The 26,699-nt window shown below is 60.0% G+C and carries 23 protein-coding genes; 11 read left to right on the plus strand and 12 right to left on the minus strand.

Annotated features, from left to right (window positions below; translation table 11 throughout):
• Window positions 1-164 precede the first annotated feature (164 nt).
• The 7 genes from QZ377_RS06605 to QZ377_RS06635 form a co-directional block, all read right to left on the minus strand.
• The gene (locus tag QZ377_RS06605) at window positions 165-497 is read right to left on the minus strand and encodes a hypothetical protein (RefSeq protein WP_291440396.1); all 333 of its coding nucleotides are present in this window, start codon (window positions 495-497) and stop codon (window positions 165-167) included.
• Between the two features lie 350 nt (window positions 498-847).
• The gene (locus QZ377_RS06610; RefSeq protein ID WP_291440397.1) at window positions 848-1,396 is read right to left on the minus strand and encodes a V4R domain-containing protein; all 549 of its coding nucleotides are present in this window, start codon (window positions 1,394-1,396) and stop codon (window positions 848-850) included.
• A gap of 203 nt (window positions 1,397-1,599) precedes the next feature.
• A complete protein-coding gene (locus tag QZ377_RS06615; RefSeq protein WP_291440398.1) occupies window positions 1,600-2,190 on the minus strand; it encodes a serine/threonine protein phosphatase in 591 nt (196 codons plus the stop codon).
• Window positions 2,191-3,174, minus strand: coding sequence for a class II fructose-bisphosphatase (gene glpX, locus QZ377_RS06620; protein ID WP_291440399.1), 984 nt, complete (start codon window positions 3,172-3,174; stop codon window positions 2,191-2,193).
• A 336-nt stretch (window positions 3,175-3,510) separates the two neighbouring features.
• On the minus strand, window positions 3,511-5,193 hold the full coding sequence (locus QZ377_RS06625; protein ID WP_291440400.1) for an NAD+ synthase: 1,683 nt from the start codon (window positions 5,191-5,193) through the stop codon (window positions 3,511-3,513).
• Window positions 5,194-5,210: 17 nt separating this feature from the next.
• Window positions 5,211-7,076: a UbiD family decarboxylase gene (locus QZ377_RS06630; protein WP_291440401.1), complete on the minus strand. Its 1,866-nt coding sequence runs from the start codon at window positions 7,074-7,076 to the stop codon at window positions 5,211-5,213.
• Entirely contained in the window at window positions 7,076-7,714 is a 639-nt protein-coding gene (locus QZ377_RS06635) for an NUDIX hydrolase (protein ID WP_365854455.1), read from the minus strand. The genes QZ377_RS06630 and QZ377_RS06635 overlap by 1 nt, the downstream gene beginning before the upstream one ends.
• A gap of 138 nt (window positions 7,715-7,852) precedes the next feature.
• Here QZ377_RS06635 and QZ377_RS06640 point away from each other — a divergent pair, with 138 nt between their 5' ends.
• Entirely contained in the window at window positions 7,853-8,392 is a 540-nt protein-coding gene (locus QZ377_RS06640; protein WP_291440402.1) for a MarR family transcriptional regulator, read from the plus strand.
• A 29-nt stretch (window positions 8,393-8,421) separates the two neighbouring features.
• Here the strand turns inward: QZ377_RS06640 and QZ377_RS06645 are convergent, their stop codons facing one another.
• Window positions 8,422-9,093, minus strand: a complete 672-nt coding sequence (locus tag QZ377_RS06645) for an L-threonylcarbamoyladenylate synthase (protein WP_291440403.1) — start codon at window positions 9,091-9,093, stop codon at window positions 8,422-8,424.
• On the opposite strand from QZ377_RS06645, the gene QZ377_RS06650 reads away from it, so the two are divergent.
• The gene (locus tag QZ377_RS06650) at window positions 9,092-9,565 is read left to right on the plus strand and encodes a 23S rRNA (pseudouridine(1915)-N(3))-methyltransferase RlmH (RefSeq protein WP_291440404.1); all 474 of its coding nucleotides are present in this window, start codon (window positions 9,092-9,094) and stop codon (window positions 9,563-9,565) included. The two genes, QZ377_RS06645 and QZ377_RS06650, sit on opposite strands and share 2 nt — an antisense overlap.
• A gap of 27 nt (window positions 9,566-9,592) precedes the next feature.
• On the opposite strand, the gene QZ377_RS06655 is transcribed toward QZ377_RS06650, so the two are convergent.
• Window positions 9,593-12,043: an STT3 domain-containing protein gene (locus QZ377_RS06655; RefSeq protein WP_291440405.1), complete on the minus strand. Its 2,451-nt coding sequence runs from the start codon at window positions 12,041-12,043 to the stop codon at window positions 9,593-9,595.
• Between the two features lies 1 nt (window position 12,044).
• Window positions 12,045-12,743, minus strand: a complete 699-nt coding sequence (locus QZ377_RS06660; protein WP_291440406.1) for a 16S rRNA (guanine(527)-N(7))-methyltransferase RsmG — start codon at window positions 12,741-12,743, stop codon at window positions 12,045-12,047.
• 448 nt (window positions 12,744-13,191) lie between these two features.
• Here QZ377_RS06660 and QZ377_RS06665 point away from each other — a divergent pair, with 448 nt between their 5' ends.
• From QZ377_RS06665 to ruvC, 5 genes are all read left to right on the plus strand, one after another.
• Window positions 13,192-14,133: an ACP S-malonyltransferase gene (locus tag QZ377_RS06665; protein WP_291440407.1), complete on the plus strand. Its 942-nt coding sequence runs from the start codon at window positions 13,192-13,194 to the stop codon at window positions 14,131-14,133.
• A gap of 160 nt (window positions 14,134-14,293) precedes the next feature.
• Window positions 14,294-15,946 (plus strand): arginine--tRNA ligase, encoded by a 1,653-nt coding sequence (argS, locus tag QZ377_RS06670; RefSeq protein WP_291440408.1) that lies wholly within the window; start codon window positions 14,294-14,296, stop codon window positions 15,944-15,946.
• A 349-nt stretch (window positions 15,947-16,295) separates the two neighbouring features.
• Window positions 16,296-17,207 (plus strand): SPOR domain-containing protein, encoded by a 912-nt coding sequence (locus tag QZ377_RS06675; protein WP_291440409.1) that lies wholly within the window; start codon window positions 16,296-16,298, stop codon window positions 17,205-17,207.
• A 7-nt stretch (window positions 17,208-17,214) separates the two neighbouring features.
• The gene (locus QZ377_RS06680; RefSeq protein ID WP_291440410.1) at window positions 17,215-18,018 is read left to right on the plus strand and encodes an ABC transporter permease; all 804 of its coding nucleotides are present in this window, start codon (window positions 17,215-17,217) and stop codon (window positions 18,016-18,018) included.
• A 1-nt stretch (window position 18,019) separates the two neighbouring features.
• Window positions 18,020-18,541 carry a crossover junction endodeoxyribonuclease RuvC gene (ruvC, locus tag QZ377_RS06685; RefSeq protein ID WP_291440411.1) on the plus strand — a complete coding sequence of 174 codons (522 nt, stop codon included), beginning with the start codon at window positions 18,020-18,022 and terminating at the stop codon, window positions 18,539-18,541.
• A 299-nt stretch (window positions 18,542-18,840) separates the two neighbouring features.
• On the opposite strand, the gene QZ377_RS06690 is transcribed toward ruvC, so the two are convergent.
• The gene (locus QZ377_RS06690; protein WP_291440418.1) at window positions 18,841-19,383 is read right to left on the minus strand and encodes a peptidylprolyl isomerase; all 543 of its coding nucleotides are present in this window, start codon (window positions 19,381-19,383) and stop codon (window positions 18,841-18,843) included.
• A gap of 390 nt (window positions 19,384-19,773) precedes the next feature.
• On the opposite strand from QZ377_RS06690, the gene QZ377_RS06695 reads away from it, so the two are divergent.
• The 4 genes from QZ377_RS06695 to QZ377_RS06710 all read left to right on the plus strand — a co-directional run bounded on the left by QZ377_RS06695 (window position 19,774) and on the right by QZ377_RS06710 (window position 25,345).
• Window positions 19,774-20,478: a Bax inhibitor-1/YccA family protein gene (locus tag QZ377_RS06695; protein ID WP_291440412.1), complete on the plus strand. Its 705-nt coding sequence runs from the start codon at window positions 19,774-19,776 to the stop codon at window positions 20,476-20,478.
• 100 nt (window positions 20,479-20,578) lie between these two features.
• A complete protein-coding gene (gene rnr / locus QZ377_RS06700; protein WP_291440413.1) occupies window positions 20,579-23,182 on the plus strand; it encodes a ribonuclease R in 2,604 nt (867 codons plus the stop codon).
• Complete coding sequence (gene murJ / locus QZ377_RS06705) at window positions 23,182-24,795, plus strand: murein biosynthesis integral membrane protein MurJ (RefSeq protein ID WP_291440414.1); 1,614 nt, start codon at window positions 23,182-23,184, stop codon at window positions 24,793-24,795. Before rnr ends, murJ begins: the two co-directional genes overlap by 1 nt.
• Window positions 24,796-24,817: 22 nt before the next feature.
• A complete protein-coding gene (locus QZ377_RS06710) occupies window positions 24,818-25,345 on the plus strand; it encodes a hypothetical protein (RefSeq protein WP_291440415.1) in 528 nt (175 codons plus the stop codon).
• A gap of 201 nt (window positions 25,346-25,546) precedes the next feature.
• On the opposite strand, the gene QZ377_RS06715 is transcribed toward QZ377_RS06710, so the two are convergent.
• Window positions 25,547-26,221, minus strand: a complete 675-nt coding sequence (locus tag QZ377_RS06715) for a hypothetical protein (protein ID WP_291440416.1) — start codon at window positions 26,219-26,221, stop codon at window positions 25,547-25,549.
• Between the last annotated feature and the right edge of the window lie 478 nt (window positions 26,222-26,699).

The raw sequence follows: 26,699 nt of genomic DNA on the forward strand, positions 1-26,699 counted from the left end.
CCCATATCAGATTGTGCAGGTTCTCCATCCCTTCCAGTTGCCGCAGCCTGTCAGGCAGGGGATCTTCACTGACGGAAACACCAGTCAGAATGGAATGCACATAGCCTATAACTTCGGTCGCAAGGGCCACGTTCTCTGGGAGCGCGGCCCCGGTATTCGCAGGATCATCCATAATATTTACTACCGGTTATCTTAAACCCGCCGGAGGGAATATCCCTCAGGGCCGAATACAGCGGCACAGCAGACAGATGCCGTGCCAAACCGGTGGCGGGCGTGCGGCTCCCGAATATTCCGGCGCGCTGCCGGAACCCTTCGGCACGGAGACGCAGCAACCACGCCGCGCAACGTATGAGGGCCGCAATCATTTGATGTCGTTGTCTTTTGAGCGCATTGCCCAAAGACATCGAAGCGCTCATGACGGCGCTTAACAGCAGGTTGCCATTGAAAATATGTATCTGCTCCACACGATTTTTTACGAAAATCCATAGCAAAGCCATCTGCATCCGCAGGCCCTTCGGCAGCGGCTGAAGCTGGTGCGCCTTATTGCGCAACCGTCAGGGCAGCGTCAAAATGACATTGTCCCAGCCGACAAACAGCTTTGTTTGATAGTTTTTTTGCTGCAACGCAGTACATGCCCGGCATATTTTCCAAAAGCGGATAAGGCGGGGCAGCACAGTGCGCCATACGCAGCGGCTGTAAAGAGCATACATTTCCCGTTGTTTTGCAGCGAGTTGCCGTAGCGGCACAACAAAGATTTTACGTCCGCTGGGCAAAATTTCTCGCACGGGCCGCCGGCGGTGCGGCTTCGCCTACGCCGCTTGGCGAGCGGGCCTTGAACGGGGGTGGCTCAGTCTGGCGTATTTTCAGCGTGCTGCGTTTTTTGCCTGGGGCTGGCTTCAAACCGGCAGGTACGGTCACCGGTGCACCAGCAGTCAATTTCGCGCACGTCAAACTCCACTCCGGCATGCGAAAACAGCACTCCCGCAAGAAATCCCTCATCATAGTGGCAGACCGTATGCTCCATATCAGGCAAACCGGAGCAATCCAAGTCTTCAGCCACAGTCAGGGTAAAGTGGGAAGTTTCATAATTTGCGGTTTCTACCCGCAGAATGCCGATGCCGAAATCCAGCAGCGCCTGCTGCACCGTAGCCACAAAATCATCAAAATTTTCGCAGGGGCCAATGAACCTTTCGCAAAATTGGCGACCCGCAAGCTCGCCGCATTCGCGCATGATTTCTTCTGACGCCTCGGTGCCGTAGCGCAGCTCAACAACATCGCGCATGGTATACTGGAACAGCCGGTATACTTCAATACGGGCGCTGTTACCGAGATTGGGCCGGCCCTCACGCACATTGCCGATAAAATCCCAACTGAAAGCGTAACGCCGGGTCGCCATGAAAAAACCGCCTTTTACAGAGTCAATGCCAAGATACATACTAGCAGTAGTGGCCGTCCCCCTGCAAACAAAAAAGTCTTCGTCCGGGCAACATTATACCAGCAGCGGGCAGCCGCAGGACCAAAGCCTGCAAACCGCCCGCTGCTCAACATACGCACGCCCTGCTGAAAAACAGCCGGGACAAAGCTGCGCGATGAGCCGGATCAGCGAATTGTCGGCGGCGCATCACCGCTAACCTTGAGCATGGTGCCGAGATGCCGCCTGACCAGCGCCAGTTCGCCTTCTGTAACTTCAGGCATGTCGCTGGAGCGTACCCCGGTCATGTCATTTCCTTCTTCAACAATGGCAAGAGCGGCGGCCATCCGCCCCATAACGCAGAAAAAGCGCACAGGGTTCCAGCCTTGCTCCTGCACCCAGGCTGCGGCCTTGGGCGAGTACATGAAATCTGCCTTGCCGTTGCGGAGAACGGGGTGGGCCTCTTCATTACCGGCTTTGGCCCAGGCGCGAAAATGTGGCAGAATATCAAGAAAGCTCAGTAGTTCCTTATCTGTCACCGGCGGCTGCCTGTCGTACACAGTGGCCGCCTGCCGTGCCGCCTTTTTTTCCTGCCCGGCAGATGCCGCACGCACTTCGCCGGACATGGCCGGGGCAAGCAGCAGGCACACAAGGGCGGCCCCTGCCGCCAGAACACTTCCCGCACGCAGGGCCAATTTGCCCGTATGTGCGGAATTTTTTATGCAGGGCAAGGCCGAAGGACGCATGAGCATCCTGAAAATCCGCAACAAAATATTCATTCAATACCGTACCGCGCTGAATTTCGAAAGTCTGTCCATATTATGGTAAGACTCGACATACCGCAATGTTCCTGTCTTGCCGCGCAGAACCAGGGAATGCGTTACGGCGTATTTGGCGCTGTAGCCCACGCCGCGCAGAAAGTCGCCGCCGGAAATGCCTGTGGCGGCAAAAAAACAGTCGTCGCTGCGCACCAGATCGTTAACGGTGAGCACTTCACGTGCGTCAATGCCCGTTTCGTTGATAGCCTCTTTTTCCACATAGGACTGGGGGTCAAGCCGGGCCAGCATCTGCCCGCCCATGCCCTTGATGGCGCAGGCAGCCAGCACGCCTTCAGGAGTACCGCCCGTACCCATCATGATGTCCACTTCGGACCGGGGGTCCACAGCCATGAGCGCTCCGGCCACGTCGCCGTCTGTCTGCAACTGTATGCGCGCTCCGGCTTCGCGGATTTCGGCAATGAGCTTTTCATGCCGGGGCTTGTCCAGCACAAAAACCACAAGGTCCTGCACGCTCTTGCCCATAGCTTTTGCCACGTTGGCGAGATTGACCTTGACGGGAGCGTCAAGATCAACGACGTTGCGCGCCTCACGCGCCACAACGAGCTTTTGCATGTAATAGCTGGGGCCGGGATTGAACATGCTGCCCTTGGGGGCCACGCCCACAACGGAAATGGCGTTGGGACGCCCGTAGGCCAGCAGGCTTGTGCCTTCCACCGGGTCAACAGCCACGTCAAGGCTGGGGCCTACACCCATGCCCACTTTTTCGCCGTTGTACAGCATGGGGGCATGATCTTTTTCGCCCTCGCCGATAATGACAAGGCCGTCAATGTGCAGAGTGGCAAAACTGATGCGCATGGCGTCCACGGCGGCGCCGTCTCCGGCCTCCTTGTTTCCGCGTCCAAGCCAGCGGGCCGATGCCAGGGCCGCCGCCTCGGTAATACGCACAATGTCCAGGGCCAGATTTTTCTCCGGTGCTTCCACCATGTCTTCCTCCACTCGTATCTGCGTTATGCAACACACTGCTCTTACCCCAGCGCGCTGCCGGCTTCAAGAAAAAACCCCCGGCTCTGCCGCCCGGAGCTCCGCTGCCGCCCAGCGATCCGCATGGTCATTGCCCTGCCTGCGGCTGCCGGAATATCCTGCCAAAAAACCCGTCTGCCCCAGCCCCGTGGCCTGGAACATTTTAATTTGAAAAAGTTAGAATACTCCAGGCTGCACGCGAGTGCAGCGAGCCACAACACGGCGTGGATTCTGCCGAAAATTGCATTTTGGGGCAGAATGACAATGTTGAAACATGAAGCATTTCAACATTAACCCTTTCTAGGGCAGCCGATAGCGCCCCGCCACCGGGGCCTGCCAGCTCGCGCCAAAAGGCACGCGGCTTACAAAAAGCGCCAACGGTTCCTGCCTGCGCTTGAATTCCGCCGCAAAAAGCTTGTTGCGCACCTCAAGCCGCAAAGGCGAAATGTTGGCCGTAGCGGAAGAGACGCCGGGCAACAGCAGTTCTTCAAGCACGGGATCAAGCTGCCCGTAAGGCGGCAGGCTGTCTTCATCCTTCTGGCCGGGCCGCAGTTCGGCCGAAGGGGCCTTGTCAAAAACCTGCTGCGGAATGATCTCTGCCTGGCGGTACTCATTGTACCACCGGGCCACGGTATAGGTCTGCGTTTTTGTCAGGTCGCCAATGACGGCAAGTGCGCCCACAGTATCGCCATACAGCGTGCTGTAGCCCATGGCGGCTTCACTTTTATTACCCGTGTTGAGCACAAGAGCGCCCGCCCGGTTTGCCAGAGACGACAGCATCACGCCGCGAATGCGCGCCTGAAGGTTTTCAAACGTGGTGTCGCCCGGTCGGGACGCAAAAAGCTCCAGCCCCGGAGCAAGGGCCTGTTCAAAGGTTTTCATGACAGATTCTATGGGCAGGGTGACTGTGCGTATGCCCAGATTTTGCGCCAGCCTATGGGCATCGCTGACAGATCCTTCACTGCTGTAGGGCGACGGCATGAGCACGCCGGTGACGTTTTCCGCCCCCAGCGCCTCCACGGCCACACAGCACACCAGCGAAGAATCCATACCGCCCGAAAGGCCCACAATCACCTTTTCCGCACCGCATTTGCGCACAAAGTCGCGCGTGCCGAGAGTTAGGGCGTGCCAGAGGCTTTCTTCAACGCAACTGGACAACGGCTCGGGCGCCTTGCCGCCCGACGCGCCGCCCGGGGCGCTTCCGGCGGTTTCCACCACCAGAACGTCCTCGGCAAAAGCCTTGCCGCGCGCCAGCAACTGGCCCGTGGGGTCAAAGGCGAGGCTCTGGCCGCTGTATACGCGGCTGTCGTTGCCGCCCACAAGGTTGACGGAAAAAAGATGCACATGATGCCGGGCCGCCACATGTGAAAGCATATGCTCGCCCGCAGCCTGCGCCCCCTCGCTGTACGGCGCGGCCGTCATGTGAATGAGAGCGTCAACGCCCCGCTGCACCAGTTCCATAAGCGGATTATGCCCGCTGGCGTAGCGTATTTTCCAGAAAGCCTCTTCCTCGCTGCGCGCGTCTTCGCACAGTACCACTCCCATGCGCCAACCGCCGATGGTGAGTATACCGCAGGAGATGCCCCTGTCAAAATAACGGCTGTCGTCCGTGTCCGGTCCCATCCCCTGCGCGCCGCCCTGATAAACCTTGCGCGAGGCCACCTGCCAGCTTCCCTTGTCAACCAGAACGGCGGCATTGGAAAGCAGCCCCGAAGCGTAAACACTGGGTACGGGCGCGCCCACCAGCAGGGCGGGGCCATCCCTGAGTTCCAGGGCGAGATGGTCCAGGGCCGTGCGGCATCCTGCCGCAAAGTCTTCGGCGCAGAGATAATGGCCGGGGGCCACGCCGCACAGGGCCAGCTCCGGCGTAACGCACAGCTCGGCTCCGGCAGCCGCAGCCTGACGGCTTGCCTCAAGAATGCGCTGCATGTTTCCGGCGACATCGCCGGTTACGCTGTTGCACTGTAAAAGAGCTATCTTCATCCGCAGCCTCCCCCGAGTTAGATGTATCCGTGCAAAGGCCCGCCCGGAGCAGCCAGCGCATCCACCCTGCGGGTGGTGGCCGGGTCCTCTTCCAGGGGGGGAGCGTGGAAGGGTTTCAGGCGGGCGTCCATAACCAGCGGCGCTTCACACGACCAGTGCTTGGCCCGCGTTTGCGCGCGGGCGCCATACACATCCGTAGCCGGATCAGACCGGGTAAAGGCCACCCAAAGGAAATTGTCCATATTTTCCGCGCAAAAAGCCGCATCATCCACAACAAGAACCAGCGGAAACGCCTCCCGCCCCGGCCATTGGGCCAGAGCCTGCGCCAGCGCCTCCACGCCAGTATCCTGCTGGTTGCGCGCAAGGGCATGCGCCGGACCGCGCACAACAAGCATGCCGGGGCCAGCCACCCGCACGTCCCCGAAACCTTCGGGCAACGAGGGCATATCCGCTGCCGGGCCGGTAAGCTCCAGCCCCAGGGTACGCCGTTTTTCCCCGGCCGAAGCCCATATGAGCTTGGAACCCTCATTGAGTCCAAGGCCAGTATAGTCCAGGGTGTCATTGGTGCTGTGCGTGATGAAGTGCAGATCACGGGAAAAATCCGCGCGTTCCAGCATGTGCCGCAAAAATTCCGGCGCATGGTGGGCGCTCAGGCCCGGAGCGTCTTCATGCGCAGCCACAAGAACATATTTGGCAAGGGCCGTTTGTGTGGTTCCGAGCAGGTGCAGGGCAGCCGTGAGCAGTTCGCGCGGCCTGCGCCCGGCCTCATACGGCGTATAGCGTTCGCTGCCCAACGCCAGCAGCAGGGGGTGGACCCCGGCCGCGTCCACGGCATGCACTTCACGTACGCCCTGAAAAACCTGAGGCACAAGCGGGCCGGTCAACTCATGAATAAAGTCGCCGAAAACAGTATCTTCCTGCGGCGGACGCCCCACCGCCGTAAACGGCCAGACAGCCCCCTCGCGGTGGTACACGGCATCCACCTTGAGCACAGGAAAATCATGCGTAAGGCTGTAGTAGCCCACATGATCACCAAAAGGCCCTTCAGGCTTCAGGCCGGGCAAAATATGCCCGCTGATACAAAAATCCGCTTCGGCCAGCACAGGCAGGGGCAAGCCGTTCACCCGGGCAAGCTCCATGCGGCGGCCACCCAGCAGACCGGCAAAACGCAGTTCGCTCAGTCCCTCGGGCAGTGGCATGACCGCAGCCACGGTAAGGCTTGGCGGGCCGCCCACATACACATGAACAGGCAGCGGGCGGCCGGCAGCCAGGGCGTGGGCATGGTGCACGCCAATACCCCTGTGAATCTGGTAGTGCATACCCATTTCGTCCGGGGCATAGGCATTGCCGCTCTGCTGCACCCGGTACATGCCCAGGTTAGAGGCATCTGTTCCCGGTTTTTCCGGATCTTCGGTATAGACCAGGGGCAGGGTAATAAAGGCTCCGCCGTCCATAGGCCAGCAGGTGAGCTGCGGCAGGTCGGCCGGGGCGCAGCGCCGTGCGAGCACAGGCACGCTCTCTCCTGCTCCCGCGCGGCGTGTGCGCGGCAGCATGCGCCATAATCCCGGAATGGCAGCCAGTGACCGCCAGGGCTTTTTAAGCGCGGCCGCAGGGTCGGCCTTGGCCGCCAGCACGGCATGCACCGCAGGCAGACTGTCTCTGAAAATATAATGCAGGCGCTCGCGTGTGCCGAAAAGATTGCACAGCATGGGAAAGGATGTGCCTTTCACCCGCGTGAACAGCAGGGCCGGAGCATTGGCGCGGAAGGCGCGACGCTGGATGGCTGCCAGCTCCAGATGGGGGTCCACCTCTGCGTCAATGCGCTTCAGGTGTCCGTGGGCCTCCAGGTCGGCGAGGCATTCCTGCATGTTGCGGTAAGCCATCAACAAAACTCCTTTCCACTTTTGCCGGGTACGGCCTCTCCGGGTGCGACGGCTGCGGCAGATCCCGCAGGACCAGCAGGCGCGCGGCAGCCGCAGGCAGCGCCGGAAGCGTCAACGTCAGGCCTGCCCTGGGCATCGAGAGACGGCAAATGGTGACAGGCCAGAGGCTGCACTGCCGCCACGGCCCGTTGCCCGGACAGCACCTGCCTGAAATGTTCCAATATTTCCGCATGGTCGAAAACCAGAGGCGCGGGCAGGCCGTTCAGCGGATAAAAAGCCGCATGGGCCGCGTCATCCCCGGCCGTAATGGCCTCGGGGTTACGCGCCCTGCCCGTGTACACCACAGTAAGCGTATGCTGACGCGGGTCGCGCTTGGGACGCGAATATACGCCAAGAAGACCCGTCAGTTCCACATCCAGCCCGGTTTCTTCGCGCATTTCGCGTACAGCGGCGGCCTCGGCCTGTTCGCCCTCGTCAATAAAGCCTCCGGGCAGGGCAAAGCCCACCGGGGCATGACGGCGGCGAATAATAACCACTCCCCTGCCCGGCTCGTAAATGACCACATCGGCAGTGGGCGCAGGATTGCGAAAACAGGAATACGGTTTGCCGCAATGCGGACAGACGACTTCTTTCTTCATGCTGACCTCAGGCTTGCATGCCGCACGGCGCAGGCCGCAGGCACAGGCATACTAAGCCAGCACGCGCCGGGCCGCAAGAGCGGACAGTGGCGCGGGTCTTGCCTTGACAGTAATGTATGGCTGCCATACATAGTGTGCATGCCACATAAAATCCCCAGAAAAACAGACGTGGAACTGCGTATCCATCAGGCTATTCTCAACGACCTGGCCGATCCGATGATCAAGCAGATGCAAAACAATCGCATCTGCTTTACCCTGCTTTTGCTGGTGACCCGTTTTTACGCACTGGAGCGGCAATGCCGCAACTTTGGCACAGATGTACCCATTCATCTGGGCGAAATCCAGATGATCACGGCCATCCACAATGCCGAAGGCATACATGTGGGCGGGCTGGCGCAAAAACTGGACATCACCAAGGGCAGCGTGTCTGAAATGCTGCGCAAACTTGAACAAAAGGGCCTTGTACGCAAGGAAAAAGACCCGCTCAAGATGACCAGGCTCAACGTCTACCTTACAGACAAGGGAAAAATCGCGCACGAAAACCACATATATTTTCACAGTTGTCTCGACAATCTCGTGGCTGAGGCCGCCGCCGGTCACGATGCCGCTGCTGTGGAAAACTTTGCAAATTTTCTGGACGATGTTCTGGCCCGCCTCACGGCCTTCAGTAAAAACTGACCGCCCCGGCCTGCCCGCAGACACATTGCTTACGACTCCACCATAAAACCCGCCGCCGCCAGCGCGGCCCGGCTTACCGCCCCGGACCGGACAACACGCAGCCGCCGGCATGAGCCGCTCACGTAGCGTTCGCCCTGCTCCGGCAAAAGTTCCACAAGGGACGAGGGCGCGCCGCCTTGCGGCTGCGGGCCTTCAGCGGCCACGCAGGGGCATTGCCCCATCTCCCGTAGCGTAGCCAGCAGTTGCGGATCAATATCCGCCACGGTGCACACGGGCGGCCGCCCGTTAAGGTTGGCGCTGCTTGCCGTAAGCGGGCCGCCAGCCCCTTGCGCCAGCGCCGCAGCCACGGGATGAGGGGTGACACGCACCGCAACCTGGCCCGCCTCATTAACCAGTTGTGCAGGCAGGCCTTGCCTTGCGGGCAGCAGCACGGTAAGAGGCCCGGGCCAGAAGGCCCGCAATGCTTCCGGCATGGCCTCAAGCTGTGCCACAGAGCGCACCTGCTCCTCACTGGCGGCCAGCAGGGGCAGGGGCTTATGGACGGGACGCCGCTTGAGCTGATAGATTCTGCTCACGGCAGCGGCATCAGAAGCCAGGCAGCCGAGACCGTAAAAAGTTTCGGTAGGAAAAATCAGCGCATGACCGCCGCGCAGGCAGGCAACGGCCTCTTGCAGATCGCGGCAGACTATTTGGAGAGACATGGCAGGCAAACCTTTACGATGCATCAGTGTGGGCAAGTTGAAAACACCTTTCTGGAAGGACGCCGCAGCCCACTACCTCACGCGCATCAAACGCTGGCGGCATCTGGAATATACTGAAGTGCGCGACGGCGATGCCGCACTGCCCCCTGATCAGCGCAACGCCCTTGAAGGACGCCGCATCGTTGAAGCCCTTGCGCCGCAGGACGTGGCCCTTGTGCTGGACGAGCGCGGCCAGAAGCTTTCGTCGCCCGAGCTGGCCGCCCTGCTGCGCCGCCTGGATCAGGAGGCGCGCGGACGGGCCTGTTTTATCGTGGGCGGGGCCTGGGGCCTGGATGACAGCGTGCGGCAGCGGGCCTTCAAGGTCCTGAGCCTTTCGGACATGACCCTGCCCCACGAGCTGGCCCGCGTGGTGCTGCTTGAGCAGATATACCGTGCCGAATGCATCCTGCGCAAAGTACCCTACCACCACTGACGCTTCCGGATACCGCAAGCCGCCTTCTTACAATACCTCGTAAATTCTGGCGAAAACATTATCGTACACCAGCTTGAAGTATGGTGAAAAACGCGGGCTTTGCGGGTCGCCCACCAGCAACTGCACCATGAGGGAATTGTACAGCCCTTCGTCCATGGCCAGCTTTTCGTCTGTTATCCTGTTGAAAAGAAAATTGACGTTGCGCCGCCGGGACAAAAAGTCCTGCTGCTCCTGCGGCGATGCATCGGGGTGGGCGTCAAACCATTCCTGCACATAGTTGCGCCGGGTAACGCCCGTTTCTTCAAACACATTGATGGACGATGCATAGATGGCGCTGGTGCTGCCCTCAAGGCGCACTTCGCCGGAGTCCAGCCGGTAGGCAAGCTCCTGCGGCACAATGGAAAGTGCTCCGCCCTCGCCCGAATGGGTAATAAAATTCCAGTTTCCGAAGTTGCTTATCCAGAAACCAAGGCGCAGCATCTCAAAACTTACCACCACAAAAAGCCTGCCCTTGGCCTCAATGAGTGGCGTTTCATCAGACCGCAGCCTGTCCATAAGCACCTGGGCCGATGTTCCGTCCAGCCCTTCAAAAACATTGCCGGGCACATTGCCGCACTGTGCCGTATAGCGGATAAGCTGGCGCGCAAAGCGGGCATTGTCGGTGGCGAACACGGCGGCGGGCAGATAAAGCGAAGGCCCGGCGTGCTGTGCGCCATCAGCTATGGTGGCCCGGTGTGCAAAGTAGTGCGCGGCGTAGCCCCAGTCCCACCACAGCCAGAGCATGGAGTCTTCGGGCGTCATCGTGCGTGCGCGGGTAAGGGCTTCGGCATGACGGCGGTTGATCATCGGCCCTTGCGACATGGCAGGTATCATATCCACAAAAGGGGCCACCATAAGGGCGATGAGCACCGCCGACGTCAGCAGGCCCGCCACAGAACCCCGCAGACTGGTGCGCAAAAGCCGCTGCCACGTCCAGAACAGCGGCAGGGCCAGCCCCACAGCCACCACGGGCGCGCCGAACATGACCATACGCCCGCCAAGCTTGGTGCTTAAAAGCCCCAAGGCGGCCAGAGGCAGCAAAAACAATGCACCGGGCCGACGCACCATCACCACCACAAAGCCAAGAAGGCCAACAATGGATGCTTCCATCCAGGGATGAAAATAGGGAAACAGCGCGGCAAAGCTCAGATCCTGCACCTCAATGATGGACTGGGCCACCGAGGGGTACATGAGCACCGCGCCCTCTCCAGTGCTTTTGGCATCGCCCGCATGCTTCAGGTAGGCATTGACGTGGTTGGTGAGGGTGGTGAGAATTTCGCCCTGTACCAGCAGAAAGGCCACGCCTACCCACAGCAGGAAAAGTACCCCCGGACGGCAAAGCACACGCCGCGCCTTCAGGCCGGGCCGCGTGCCCGCCAGCAGAAGCAGCAGGCTGAAAACAAGCCCCACAGGCCCTGTCAGCGTGGGCAGGGCATAGGCAAGGCTGCCCAGAAGCAGCAAAGCCCGCCGCCCGCGCGGGGCCATAATAAGGCTCATGAAAGCCAGCAGGATGATATTATAGCGGATAAGGTACGGAAAAACCGAATGCCATTCCTGGGTCCACCACGAAATGACGCCGGAGCAGCCCAGAAGCACAACCCATTGCCAGCGCAAAGGATTGCCCAGATGTTCGCCCTGCCCGAGCTGGCGGACCAGCTTGTCTTCGGGCAGCCCCCTGCTGAACAGACGCCGCGCGGTCATGATGCCCGCGCCGATAGCCATGCGGCGCAGCACCATCTGGGGCAGCAGCATGTAGCGCATGGCCCAGCTTGCCGGGGCAAGGGTCATAAGCAGCGGAAAAAACAGCGTAACGAGGTCGGTATCATAATAGCCCAGCAGTGTCCGGGCCAGAAAACCCGGCGCCAGCGAGGTGAGAAGCCCCGCGGCCACGCCGGCCTCCATGCTGCCGAGCGCCCATACCCAGGCATAAACAATGAGGGCCACAAAGCTTGCCAGCACCGCCGGAAACCAGAAGGCCACCGCCGCCGGATAGGTTCCGAGGGCATCCGCCAGCCAGCGGAGCATTTCGGCCATGGGATGCCCCACGGCCAGGCCAATGCCCTCGGCCCCGGCCACCCAGTGATAGGCGTCATGCGTGGCGAGCAGCCACTGGCTGCCCAGGCGGAACTCCGGATTCTGCCAGCAGGGCCATTCCAGCATGCGCAGGCCGAAGGCCAGCACAAGCGTGACAACTCCCCAGAAAAAGCCCCGCAACCAGTAGCCCGCCACGTCCGGCCCTGGGGGCAGCCCCAGATGCACGGCGCGCGGCAGCGCCAGCGGATGCCCCCGCTCGCGAAGGGCCGCGCTGTGGGCAGTGGAGGTTGCGCAGGAATGTTCGGCAGTGTGGGCAGCGGCATCATTGCAGCCGCCGCCGGCATTGCAGGCAGGATTGTTCGCTGCCTGCTCCGAAGAGCTGTTTTCCATGCTCTGATGGGGCATATTATGCTCCGTCGTCATGCTGTCCGGCACTGAAGGTTTTGAGGTCGTTTTCCGGCAGGTCCGGGCTGAGCGCCCAGAACCAGCGCCCGCTGCCCGCCGCCGCATAGCTGTGTTGCGCAACCATACGCCAAGGGGCTGGCAGTTTTTCCGGCGCGGGTTCCAGCGCCAGAATCACCAGATGCCCCTCGCGCCGCAAGCGGGGCAGCGTCAGGTCAAGCAGTTGCCGCCAGGGCATAAAGGCACGGCTGACGATGCAGTCCGCCTGATAGTACTGCCCCTGAAAAAAATGTTCCACTGGTCCGCGAAATACGTGCGTGCAAGGCAGATGCGTGCGCGAAAGCACACTGGAAAGAAAAAGCGCGCGCTTTTCTCGCACTTCAACCATATAATAGGAACCGTCAGGCCACAACATGCGCAGGGGAATGCCCGGCAGACCGGCCCCCGCGCCGAGATCCCACGTCAGGGGCGCGGCGGGCATGGGCAGCCCGGAAAGAAAGGGAGCAAGATGAAAACTGTCCGCCACCAGGCGGGTCAGCATATTCTGCCAGGAGTGTGGTCCCACAAGATTCATGGCCTTGTTCCACTGGCAGAGCATCTCAAGGTATATTCCCAGAGGCTCCAGAGCTTCCTGCGGCACATCCGCGCCCGTGGACGCCACAAGCCGAGCCAGTTCTTTTCTGTCCACCGTGTGCTGCTGCATGTTCTTGCAAGGCTCCTGTAGCATTATACGTTTGAAACTGCCGTGTACCGACGGGCCAGGCCGTCGTGCCGCTGCCGTGCCGTTGTCGGCATTTTTCGTCCGTATGCAGGCGGCTTCAGGCAGTTTATCTTTAAAACTGCCCTGGCGGCTACGTGAGCAGGCATCCGCTACGGAGGCGTAAACACGGGGTATCTGCGCGGTTAAACGCCGCGGTGGCGTGCCTTACACTCTGAAATACATATTCAAAGTTCATCCGTCCTGATGGCGAAAGGCTCCGCGTCTGCGGCTGTCCGGCGTCCGGCGGCAGGCCGGGTGCATACTCATAGCGCCGCCGACCGGGACTTGCAAGCCCCGCGCCGATAACGTAAAAAAGAGGGCTTGCGGACACACCGCGTGTATTTTGACCATTTTTACGGCGTCCGCCATTCTTTCCGGAGGATACATTCCAATGTCACAAGCCGTTTTGCTCTTTCCCGGTCAGGGTTCACAGGAAGCAGGCATGGGCCGCGACCTGGCCGAGGCCTCCACAGAGGCCATGAGCCTCTGGAAACAGGCCGAGCGTGCAAGCTCCCTGCCCCTGCGCGAAATATACTGGGACGGCGATGATGCCGCCATGAGCGACACCCGCGCCCTGCAACCGGCCCTGACCGTGGTGAACCTGAACCTCTGGAATGCTGTGGCGAGCCGTGTGAAGCCTCTGGGCGCCGCCGGACACAGCCTTGGTGAATTCAGCGCCATGGCCGCGGCGGGCGTTCTTTCCCCCCAGGCAGTGCTGGAGCTGACCAGTCTGCGCGGCCGCCTGATGGCCGAAGCCGATCCCGACGGCAAGGGGGCCATGGCCGCCCTGCTCAAGCTTGATCTGCCCCAGGTGGAAAAAATTGTGGCCGATACGGCGGCCCAATGCGGTGAACTGATTATTGTAGCCAACTACAACACTCCCGGCCAGCTTGTGGTCAGCGGCACCAAGGCCGCTGTGGCACTGGCCTGCCAGAAAGCCAAGGAAATGAAAGGCCGTGGCATTGAGCTCAAGGTCAGCGGCGCTTTCCACAGCCCCCTCATGGCCGAAGCCTCCAAAGAGTTCGCCCCGCAACTCCGCAAAGCCACCTGGAACAAACCCCGCTTTGCCGTCTACTGCAACGCCCACGGCCGGGCCGTTCACGAAGGCGAAAGCGCCCTTGAGGGCCTGCTGGCCCAGATGACCTCATCCGTGCAGTGGATAGACACCATGCGCAATCAGTATGACAACGGCGCCCGCCGCTGGCTTGAGCTTGGCCCCAAGGCCCTGCTCGGCAAGATGGTGGCCCCCTGCCTTGCCGACCGCGCCACCGCGGACCAGCTCGACATACAACTGGTCAACAATGCGGAACGTGCCGCAGCCCTGGCGGAATAGCACGTCTGGCCGCCAGGCAATGCCTGACGCGGCCTGCATGTTTTATTGCAGGTTATGAATTTTTCAAAAAGCATGCTGCATTGAGCCTGACGCCTGGGCATGCCCCGGCAGCGGGAAACAGCAAACCAAAAACCCTGTATGCAAAGGACACGAGAGCATTATGCGCGCCATTGAAACCCTGCGCACGGCCCTGGCGGCCATTATTGAGGAAGAGGGCCTGGCCTGGCCCGCCAAGACTGTCATTGAGCCGCCGCGCGATCCCCGCCACGGCGATCTTTCGGTCAATTCGGCCATGCTGCTCGCCAGGGAAGCCAAAACCAATCCCCGCGAGCTGGCGCAAAAGTTTGCCGCCAAGCTTCTGGAGCGCTGCCCCGATGTGGAAAAGGCCGAGGCTGCCGGTCCGGGTTTCTGCAACGTGACCTTCAGCCAGGCTTTCTGGCGGCAGACCGTCACCGACATTGAAAGCGCGGGGCAGGCCTACGGCGAAAGCCGCGAGCCGGGCCGCAGGGTGCTGCTTGAATATGTTTCGGCCAACCCCACGGGGCCGCTGCATGTGGGGCACGGGCGCGGTGCAGCCGTTGGCGACAGCCTCGCCCGTCTGCTGCGCAAGGCCGGGCATCATGTGCATACCGAGTATTATATCAACGACGCGGGCCGCCAGATGCGCCTGCTGGGTCTTTCCGTATGGCTGCGCGTGCTGGAACTGGCCGGACGGCCTGTGGAATGGCCCGAGGACTACTACAAGGGCGACTATATCATCGACATCGCCCGCGAAATGCTCGAAGCCAATCCCGCCCTGCCGGACATGCCCGCAGCCGAAGGCGAAGACCTGTGCTACGAAAAGGCCATGAACGACATCCTCAACGGCATCAAGGACGACCTGCGCGATTTTCGCGTGGAGCACCTGCGCTGGTTCTCGGAAAAAACCCTGGTGGAAACCGGAGCCGTGAACGCCGCCTTTGCCGCGCTGGGCCAGTCGGGCTACACCTATGAACAGGACAATGCCTTCTGGTTTGCCACCGAACAACTGGGGGACGACAAAAACCGCGTACTCAAAAAGTCCGACGGCAGCCTGACCTATTTCGCCTCAGACATCGCCTATCATCACGACAAGTTCGAGCGCGGCTATGACTGGCTCATCGACGTGTGGGGCGCGGACCATCACGGCTACATCCCCCGCATGCGCGCGGCCATTACCGCCATGGGCAAAGAGCGCGACAGCTTTGACGTGGTGCTCATCCAGCTTGTGAACCTGCTGCGTGAAGGCCAGCCCGTGAGCATGTCCACCCGCGCGGGAACCTTTGAAACCCTGGCTGATGTCATCAAGGAAGTGGGTACGGATGCCGCCCGTTTCATGTTTCTTTCGCGCAAGAGCGACAGCCCGCTGGACTTCGACCTTGAGCTTGCCAAGCAGCGCAGTCTGGACAATCCCGTTTACTACGTGCAGTACGCCCATGCCCGCATCTGCGCCGTGCTGCGGCGCGCCGCCGAGCGCGGTTTCGTCCTGCCGGAAAAATCCGATACCGCCCTGCTCGCCCCTCTGGACACGGCGGAAGACATGGCCCTGCTGCGCAAGGCCGCCGCGTTTGAAGACATGCTTTTTGCAGCGGCCCAGTCCCTGGGAGTACACCACGTAAGCCACTACCTGACCGAACTGGCCGGGCTTTTGCACAGCTATTATGCCAAACACCAGGTATTGCTGGCCGATGACGCGCCGCGCACCCTGGCCCGCCTGGCCCTGCTGCGCTCTGTTGGGCAGGTGGTGCGCAACGGGCTGGACGTTCTCGGCGTAAGCGCGCCCGAAAGCATGTAGCAGCAGTGCGGCCCCACAGGGCTGCTTGCCCGCAATGCAGCCTCGCTGCGCAACGGGCAACAGGCTGACCATCTGGTGTTTGCCCCTGAGCCATCACTGTAGAGTGCTGGCGGATGCAGCGCATCAGTATCTACGCGGCCCCTGCACAAAGCAGGGCTGCCGCAAACAGTAAAAAACGCTGTTCAGGCGTCCTCAACCCCCTACAACAGTGCATAAAACCGGATACAAGCCGCCGTGCAGCGCCGGACAGACAGGCGCACGGCACGGCGGCTGCCGGAAGAACATATGCCCGGCCGCCGCGCGCCAATGCCTTGCAACCACCGCTCACAAGGAATAGAAAGGAAAAAGAATGCCTCCACCGCTTCGCAGACCCAGACAAAAAAGCGCTCCCGCCACAAACGACAAACGACGCTTTACCCTCCGTTTGTCCGTCCCCATGGTCAGCCTGCTCGGGCTGGTACTTGTGGCCGCCGTGGGCTGGTCTTTCTTTATGGGTTTTATGGTGGGACGCGGCCAGAACCCTGAACAGCGTGTGGAGCAGATGACCGGCCTGCAACTGGATGGTCAGAACAGGAAAAACGGCCTGCGCGGGCAACATGCCCCGGTAACGGCAGAAACAGCCGATCCCGCAGCCTCCGGCACTCTGGCAGGGCCAGGAACCGGAACAGGGGCAGGCACAGAAACCGCAGCCGATGCGGCGCCTGCCCAGCCAGCCGGAACTCCTGTTGCCGCCGGACAAGCCGGACAGGCCGGGCAAGCCCCCGCCGATGCCGGAACCGGCACATCCGCAGGCAGCCAGGAAGCGGGCGCAAGCACGGATTATCCTTTTGAGCGACCCAGTGGAGAAAGCCTGGCCGCATGGGGCATCAAACAACCCCGGCCGGGCGCGCAAAGCGGCGGACAGGCCACCGCGCAAGCCACCCCCACTGCCCGGAATACCGCCGCCCCCAATACGGCCCAGAACCAGGGGAGCGCCCCCGGCGCAACGACTACACAGGAACAGCTCTACGACTATGTTTTTCAGGTGGCGGCCTTCAGAGGTGAGGATGACGCCGACAGACTACGCAAGCGTCTTGAAGGTCGGGGGCTGCGCACACGCCTGCAAAAAAGCGGCAAGGTGCAACTGGTCATGGTCAACCTGCGCGGCACAGAGCTTGACGCCGGCAACCTGCGCGAGGAGCTCAAACGCATGAAACTGGGCGCACCCATACAGGCATCCAAAAAAGCCGTTCCCGGCAAAAGCCGCAAAACGGGCAGGTGAGAAAGTCATGACGCAATCCTTTGCTCCTACAGCCTTTTTACGCCGTATAGGCAGCCCCTGCCTGCGCGCCATTGACGCCCTGGGCGGCACGGCCATTTTCTTTTTCGAGGGTCTGGCCCAGATATTTGCCAGCAGAAAGATCTTTCCGCGCACAATGCAGCAACTCTACATCATCGGCTCAAAATCTTTCTTTCTTATCATGCTCATAGGGGTGTTTTGCGGCATGGTGCTCGGCCTGCAGGGCTACTACACCCTGGTGCAGTTCGGTTCTGTGGGCATGCTCGGCTCTGCCGTGTCGCTGACGCTTATCCGCGAGCTTGGGCCGGTGCTCACTGCCATCATGCTTACCGGGCGCGCCGGATCATCAATGACCGCCGAAATCGGTGTCATGCGCATTACCGACCAGATCGACGCCCTGGATGTAATGGACATCAATTCGATGGGCTATCTTGTGAGTCCGCGTCTTGTGGCCTCACTCATTGCATTTCCCCTGCTTACCGCCGTCTTTGACGTTATCGGCATCATTGGCGGCTATCTCACGGGCGTACTCATGCTCGGCATCAACGAGGGGGCCTATTTTTACCGCATCGCCAGCTCCGTAACCATGACGGACGTGGCCGGGGGCTTCATAAAGTCTGTAGTCTTCGGCCTGCTGGTCACCACCATCTGCTGCCGTCAGGGCTACTACACCAACAAGCGGCGCGACAGCGTGGGGCCGGAAGCCGTGGGCAACGCCACCACTTCGGCCGTGGTCATATCCTGCGTGCTTATTCTGGCCGCAGACTACGTTATCACCTCTTTCCTGCTCTGATATGCCAACGCTCAATGCCAAAGGGCCTGTCACGGTTATGGGCATCGACCCCGGTTCGCAACGCACGGGCTGGGGCGTGGTGCGCGAAGTTTCAGGCGTGTTGCAGTTGGTGGACTGCGGCGTGGTACGTACGGCCTCGGCGGGCAAGGCATTTTCAGACCGTCTGGCATGCATCTACCACGAGCTTTCCACGGTTCTGAACCGTCTCAAACCTGAAGAAGCTGCCATTGAACAGGTATTTACAGCCCAGAATGCGGCCAGCGCGCTCAAGCTCGGTCAGGCGCGGGGCGTGGCTGTGGCGGCCTGCGCGGCGCATGGCCTTTCCATCAGTGACTACGAACCCACCCTGGTGAAAAAATCGCTGGTGGGTACGGGCCGCGCCGAAAAAGAGCAGGTAGCCTTTATGGTGCAACGCCTGCTCAATGTGAAAAACGCCAACTGGTCACTGGACACTTCAGACGCCCTTGCCGTGGCTGTGTGCCATCTTACCATGCGGCGCTTCGCGGCTTTGACGGGCAAATAGCCGGGGCTGTGCGGCACGCTGCCGCTGTTCAGCCGGGCGTGCCAAAAACTTTTTGCCTCCGCCACAAAATCCGTTACGGCGGCGCAGTTCCACCTTCGCGCACAAAACTTCAACGCACACTGCGCGGGTGTACATCTGCCATGCAAAAAGGGCCTTGCGGCCCTTTTGTATTTTCACCTCCGGCAAAAGCAGGAGACATGCGAATCTTTTGCTGTGCTCTGCCCCGTTCTGCCGGGCGGCCGCACCATCGCGCAGGTCCCCTTCCCCGCCAGAACGGTTACGCGCAAAGTCGCAGCGGGCTATTCCACCACCACGGCCTTTTTGATGATGACGTTTTCTCTGGGTACGTCGTCATAATAGCCTTTTTTGCCGGTCATGACGGCGGCAATCTTGTCCACCACTTCCTGCCCCTTGATTACCTTGCCGAAAACAGCGTAGCCCCAGCCTTGGGGAGTCTGGCTTTTAAAGTCCAGAAAATCATTGTCCTTGGTGTTGATGAAAAACTGCGCCGTGGCCGAATGGGGCTCGCCGGTACGGGCCATGGCTATGGTGTATTTTTTATTTTTAAGCCCGTTATCCGCTTCGTTGCGGATGGCGGCGCGGGTTTCTTTCTGCTTCATGTCCGGCGTAAAACCGCCGCCCTGAACCATGAAGTTCTTGATGACCCGGTGAAAGATCGTGCCGTCGTAAAAGCCTGATTTAACATACTGCACAAAGTTGGCGGTGCTGATGGGAGCCTTGCGGGCATCCAGGCGCACGACAATTTCGCCAAAGTTTGTTTCAAGCTTCACTGCCGGATCGGGCGTGGCGGCCTGGGCCGGAGTCATGAAAGGCGCGGCCATAAGGCAAAACGCCAGGGCGAGGGCGCGAAACACGACGCCGGTACGGAAAGGTTTCATATGTATCTCCTTGCGCTGCTGCGGTATAAAGGCCGGAAAAAACCCGGCGGTGCATAAAAAACTACCATGCCCGCACGCGTCCATCAAGTTGCCGCAGTTGCCCGTTGGCGGAATTTGTAACAGAATTGTCACAATTGACGCCATTATCCGGGCCAGAGAGCACTTGCTAAACCCGGCTTGTGTCATATAGTATGAACAGGAAGATAAAAAATACGGCTTGTCCGGCGGACGGAACAGGCATGAAAAAAACGGCCCGTTGCCAGGCATTTCATGCTTTTCAGGTGCACCTGTTCCGCGGGCGCTCCGGATTCAACAGTTTTTTGGAGGATAGTAATGACCAATCCCCGCAGTGTAGCGCATAGTGGAGTAAGCAGCGTTGCTTCCCTTTACATGCGTCAGGTTTACCAGTGGATGACGCTGGGCCTTGGCGTCACCACAGTCATGGCCTGGTTTGTTGCCAGCACGCCCGCAGTGCAGCAGGTCATTTTCGGCAATTCGCTGATCATGATCGGCCTCATAGTGGCGCAGTTCGGCCTTGTCATCGCCATTTCCGCCGCAGTGCACAAAATGTCCGGCAGCACGGCCACGGGGCTGTTTCTGCTGTATTCCGCGCTGACGGGGGCAACACTGTCGTCCATCTTTGTGGTCTACCCCATTGCCTCCATCACCAATGCCTTTCTGGTCACCACCGGAACCTTCCTGGCCATGACCGTTTACGGCACCGTAACCAAGCGCGACCTCACGGCCATGGGCAGCTTTCTGTTCATGGGCCTCATCGGCATCATTATCGCCATGGTGGTCAATATCTTCCTCCAGAGTTCCATGATGGACTTTGTGGTGAGCTGCCTTGGCGTACTCATCTTTACCGGCCTTACGGCCTATGACACCCAGAAGCTGCGCCGGTTCGGCGAAAGCGCCCCGCTGGACGACGCCACGGCCCTGCGCCGCGGCGCCATTTTGGGCGCGCTGACCCTGTATCTGGACTTTATCAATCTTTTCCTCATGCTGCTGCGCCTTTTCGGCGGCAACCGCGACTGATTGCCGCAATTCGGGCAACAGCCTGAGAGCAGGTACGCGATGGGGGGCGAAAGGCCAGGCCTTTTGCCCCTTTTTCACGCCTTGCCAGTGAACAATTTTTATGAAAAAGCAAAAAAAACTTCGCGGAACCACTATGGTTTCCGCCTCTGCCAGCAGTGGTTTTCCCTCACATGAGGAGCTGCTGCAAACCCTTGCCGCCCAGAACCGCCCCATGCGGCTGGACGGCCTTTTGCGTGTTCTGGGCCTTGCCCGGCGCGAAAGAAAAGAGCTTGAAGCCGCCCTTGATGATCTGGAGCGGCAAGGCAGCGCCCTGCGACTGCGCGGTGGCCTGTGGACGCGCCCTGAAAGCCTGAAAAGCATTACCGGGCGCTTCAGTGCCTTGCGTGAAGGCGCGGGCTTTGTAACCCCCATGCGTCTGACTGCCGACGACGAGCAGGAAAGCCCCCGGTGGCAATTTTCCGGCGACAAGGACATTTACATTCCCTCGGCGCAAAACGGCGGCGCATGGCATCAGGACCTGGTGCGCGTGGCCCTTTTGCCCGGCGCGCAGCGCGGCCCTTCGCCTGAAGGACGCATTGTGGAGGTGATCGAGCGCGGCCTAAAGGAAGTACCCGCTCACGTGGTTCACCGCCACGGCAACAGCCTGTTCTGCCGCCCGGCGGACAGCAGGCTGCCTGCCGATTTTAATGTGGAACTGCCCGCGGGCTCCGAAGCTCCCGCGCAGGGAACCCTTGTGCTGCTGGCCCCCCTCAAGCCGCTGGCTTCAGACTTGTGGAGCGCCACGCTTCTGGGCAACTACGGGCGCGAAGATGACGTGGCCGTGCAGGAAGAGCTGGTCAAGCTCAACCACGAGGTTCCGCGCGACTTTCCTGCCGGAGCGCTGGCCGAGGCCGAGGCCCTGCCCGGCGAACCCGGCGAAGCCGATTTCAAGGGACGCAGGGACGTGCGCGACCTTGCCCTTGTGACCATTGACGGCGCGGACGCCCGCGACTTTGACGATGCCATTCATGTCGAAGAGCAGTCCGGCGGCAAAGGCTGGATTTTGCGCGTAGCCATAGCCGACGTGAGTCACTATGTGCGCCCGCGTGGACGCGGCTGCCCCGGCGCTCTTGATGCCGAGGCCCTGTCGCGCGGCAACTCATGGTATTTCCCCCGTTCTGTGGAGCCGATGCTGCCCGAGGTTCTGTCCAACGGCCTGTGCAGCCTGCGCCCCCATGTGAATCGTCTGGCCGTGTTGGCTGAAATTCCCTTTACCGCTGCGGGCAAGCCCGGCAAACCGCGTTTCTCTGAAGTGGTCATGCGTTCGGCTGCCCGCCTGACCTATGATCAGGTCAAGGCCTGCATACTCGATAAGGATGAAGCTGCCCTTGCGGACCTGCGCGCCCAGGAGCGCGGTGAAGAAGTGCTGCGCATGCTGGAAAAGGCCCTTGCCCTCTATAACGTACTGCGCCAGACCCGCCGCCAACGCGGCACGCTGGACTTTGATCTGCCCGAGGCCGAAAGCCGCCTGGACGACCTTGGCCGTGTGGTCTGGCTCGGTCACCGCCAGCGCAACGACGCGCACAGGCTTATTGAAGAATTCATGATTGCGGCCAACGAGGCCGTGGCCCGGCATCTGCGTGATGCGGACCTGCCCTTTCTTTATCGTATCCACCCTGACCCCGATCCCGAAAGGCTGGAAAGCCTCTTTGACACGCTGGAAGCCACAGGGATTGAAAACCTGCCCCCCAAACCCGCGCCCTCGGCCATGCAGGGCGTTCTTGCCGCTGCCCAAGGGACGCCGCAGGAATTCCTCGTCAACCGCCTCTGCCTGCGCGCCATGCCCCAGGCGCGATACATGCCGCTTAACGAAGGGCATTTTGGCCTGGCTTCCACGGCATACTGCCACTTTACCTCGCCTATCCGCCGTTATGCCGACCTGCTCACGCACAGGGCGCTCAAGACATCGCTGGGTCTGGACGCAGGCCCCCTGCCCGCCGGGCAGAAGCTGTTGCGCCTGGCTGACCAGCTCAACCGGCGCGAGCGGGCGGCCATGGCCTGCGAACGCGAGATGGACCGCCGTCTTGGCTGCCTTGCCCTGTTGCCCCGCGTGGGCGAGCACTTTAGCGGTATTGTGGCGGGCGTGACGGACTTTGGCATTTTTGTGGAGCTGGAAGCCATGCCCGTGGAAGGCATGATTCGCGTGGAAGACCTGGGAGACGACTGGTATGATTTTGACGCCCGAACCATGAGCCTTGTGGGGCAACGCTCTGGCGTACAGTGGCGCATGGGGCAAAAGCTTGAAGTGGCTCTGTCTGAAGTGCATCTGGGCCGTCTTGAAATCCGCCTCATGCCGCTGGAACTGCCCAAGGGCATCGGCGGGCGCGGAGCGCGCAATCCGCGCAGTCCGCGCGGTTCGCGCGGCAAGGGTTCGCCTGCCGGCCGTGCTGCGAGCGGCCGCAAAGGCTCCAGTTCCGGCTGGAAGCTGGTTTCCCCCGGTGACGGCGAAAGCCGCGGCAGAAACGACAAGCCCGGCAAGCCCGCTAAAAATGGCAAGAACGGCAAAAAGAACGGCGCGGGCAAATCAGGCCGCTCCGGTCAACCAGGTGGCCAGTCGGCCCGCAAGGGCAAAAACGGGCAAAGTGGCAAAAACGGCACGGGCACACCCGCAAAATCCGGCAGGCCCGCCAGAAGCGGTAAAAAAACAGCAGGTAAGCGCGGCTGATGGGTCTTTTGTCCGCAAAACAGCGTATGGGTGCGGCGGCCCTTATACTGGCCGCCAGCACCATCATTTCGCGCCTCATGGGCCTTGTGCGCGACAAGGTCATCTCGTGGCAGTTTGGGGCGGGGGGCGAGGCGGACATGTACTTTGCCGCCTTTGTGGTACCGGACATCATCAACTACATGCTGGCCGGCGGCTTTATGTCCATCACCATCATCCCCCTGCTGTCGCGCCGATTTCAGGAGGATGAAGACGACGCCTGGAGCTTTTTTTCCTGCGTGTTCTGCTGGATGGCCGCGGCATCCCTGGCCCTGACCCTGGCGGGCATGCTGGCCGCCGGGCCGCTGGCCCGCCTGATCGCCCCCGGCTTTACGCCGGAACAGTGGGACCGGCTGGCCTTTTTTATGCGTATTGTGCTGCCCGCGCAGGTCTTTTTTCTCTGTGGGGCCTGCATAACGGCCCTGCTCTTTTTGCGGCGCCAGTTCCGCGTACCTGCGCTGGCCCCCATTATCTATAACGGCTGCATCATTCTTGGCGGCCTCACCCTGCCCTGGCTGGCGGGGCTGGCCCCGGTGCGCGCGGTGCTCTCCCCCGCCCCGCTGATCCATTTTGAAGGCATGACGGGGTACTGCGTGGGCGTTACCGTGGGAGCGGCCCTGGGAACTTTCGTTCTGCCTCTGGCAGCAGCCATGCAGGGCGGCATGCGCCTGCGCCCCGTATGGCGGCATCACCTCATGGGCAAATTTCTTGTCACCGCCCTGCCCCTCATGCTGGGGCAGACCATCATGATGCTGGACGAGCAGTTTTTGCGGGTATTCGGCTCTCTGGCCGGGGATGGCGCGGTGAGCCTGCTCAACTACGCCCGCCGCATCACGCAAGTGCCTGTGGGTCTTATGGGGCAGGCTGCCGCCGTGGCGTCGTATCCTTTTCTGGTCAAGCTGCTTACCGAGGGCGACAGGGAGGGCTTTGACCGCACTCTGCGCACGGCGTTGCGGGCCAGCCTGGGGCTTATTATCCCCTGCGCCCTGGTCATGATCGCCTGCGCCGGGCCGATTTTGGGCGTTATTTTCCAGGGCGGCCGCTTTGGCCCCGCAGAAACCCTTGCCGCCACGCCCCTGACGCAAATCATGCTGGCGGTCACGCCTTTCTGGATACTCTACATGGTGCTGGTACGGGCCTATTACGCCCACGGCAACACCATTACCCCGGCAGTCACCGGCACAATCATGACAGTGGTTTGCCTGCCCATTTACTATTACTGGGCAGTGCCGCGCGGGGCATGGGCCATTGCCGCGCTTTCCGGCGTGAGCGTGAGCCTGTATGTGCTGTGGCTTATGTTCATCTGGGCGCGGCGACAGGGGCTGGGCGCTTTTACGGGCCTGGGCGGCCTTGCGCTGCGCGCCCTCGCCTGCTCCCTGCCCGGTGCGGCCGCCGCATGGTGGCTGAGCGCCCATACCCTCGGCCGCGCGGCAGATCTTGGCCTGCACCCTCTTTGGGCGGCCCTGCTGGCTCTTGGCTTGGGTGGCTGCGCCTTTATGCTGCTTTTTCTACCCTTGTGCCTGTGGCTGGCCCCGTCCATTCTGGAGCCTGTATTGCGGAGATTACGGCGAACATAACTCTGCTCCCGAGGATTCGCGCATGAACATTGAAGACGTGGTAAACTCTACAGCCAGGGCAATGCTGGATTTCTGGCTGCGGCACTGGCCGTTATGTTTGCTTACCCTGTGCGCCGTGCTGGATTTCTTGGACACGAACGACTCCGTGAGCAGAATTGTTTTTGCCGCGAGCTTTGCGGCTACAGTTATTTGTCTGAAAGCTTTTCGCCTTGAGCGCTGTTTTTGGATATACTTAATTGCTTTTATTGGTTTTTCATGTATCTACATGAGCGTCCACGAGGTTAAAGCATTACAGCACAGCCTTCACCTGGAAAGCCTGGATGAAGATATCGTGTGCCGCATAGCAGAAGCTGTACTTTGGACAGGGATAGTAGCACTGCTGTCTGCAGGAATGTATTTTTTGTGTTTTCGGCATAAGGTAAGTCCCACAGCCCTTATTAAAATACCCCTGACTGTCTTTTTCATGTACGTATTCCTGCAACCGGTCTTTATGCTAATATGGGCTATTCTTGTGGTGTATACATATGGCATTCTTGGTATTTCTGTGTGAGCAAAGCCCCGGCACCCTCAGAACAGCCGGGGCTTTGCCTGTTCAGGATGTATTCCTGAAAGTGAACGCAACTAGCGCAATTAACGCTTTAAATGATTGCTTAACGATCGGCAAAGTCGCCCTGCAATCATTTGGCGACAAGGATTTGGAGACAAATCCTTGTAGAGCATTTCAAGTGTGAAATGCTCTAGGTGAATTACCCTATGGAAGCACCAAGGGTTTGGCCTTTGTCTCGTATTGTTTGGCTTTCTGGAGCACTCTGGCGAAATAATGTTGACAATTATTGCTAAGTAAATTGTATGGATTCCTTTCCTGCCAGGTATGAAATATTTCAATGGGGGCGTGCTCCTTCTCCATTTCTGCACGCGCGCGGTCAATATACTCTTTACGGTATTTGGGCGCTTCAACCTGATAGGCGTTCAGGTTTTCTGTACTTTCTGAAAATGTCCCGCCCCAGGTAAGGCCGAAGTTACTTCCGTCGCTGCCCACAAAGTGCATATGGTCAATGTGTGGGCCTACGCCGAAGAAGGCATTCTTGCCATAACCATCTTGCAAAGGTACCCAATCTAACGGCCTGACACCCATACGATAGTATGGCATTGCGGCGTCAGGTTCCGCTGTATAGGGTTTGAGCGCGGAATGATCTTTTTGTGCGTGCTTCTTGACCACATCCGCCACGCTCTCGGCGTACATGCGTTCTTCCAGAGGCGCCTCGGCTGAAACGGGCATGGGCGCATCGAGAGCAACCTGAGCCTTTGCGGCCATGTCCGCCTGGGCCATACCCGCCACAAAGGTAAACTGCCCATTTTTCAACCGTGGCTGCCCTGATACGTCATGTCCTGCCCCGCCACGCCTGCCGCCATAACCTCCTGCCATTTTTATCCCTCCTGTATGACAATGGTTGGTGATTTGGCGGAAGTATAGCCCCACGACAGCAATGCGTAAGACGGAACGGGTTCAGTACCACTATTTGCTTGATTGATGCGGGTCATCCGGTGAAGAAGGGTGTTTTGAGGCACTTTCAGATAGTTTTTTATCAAAAAAACCAGGTAATTAAAAAAATCAACACCTGCGCAGTTATCATCTTTCTCTTGTTTTTACAGTCTGTTAACTGCAAAAATGTTATTGACAAATCTTTAAACTAAACACTACTTATGTGCATACACATGAATAGGCTCCCTAATTTTTCTTTTCCTGTGCTTTTAATAACTCTTTTACCCCAGTCCGCGCTGGCTCCGTTTTCTTTGACTCAAGGCTGCTGCGCTACGGAAAGCATACCTCCTCTTGCAAGAATTCGCACATGAACATTGAAGACGTGGTAAACTCTACAGCCAGGGCAATGCTGGATTTCTGG

Origin of the sequence: Desulfovibrio sp., assembly GCF_019424165.1 — a bacterium.
Taxonomy (GTDB): Bacteria; Desulfobacterota; Desulfovibrionia; order Desulfovibrionales; family Desulfovibrionaceae; genus Desulfovibrio.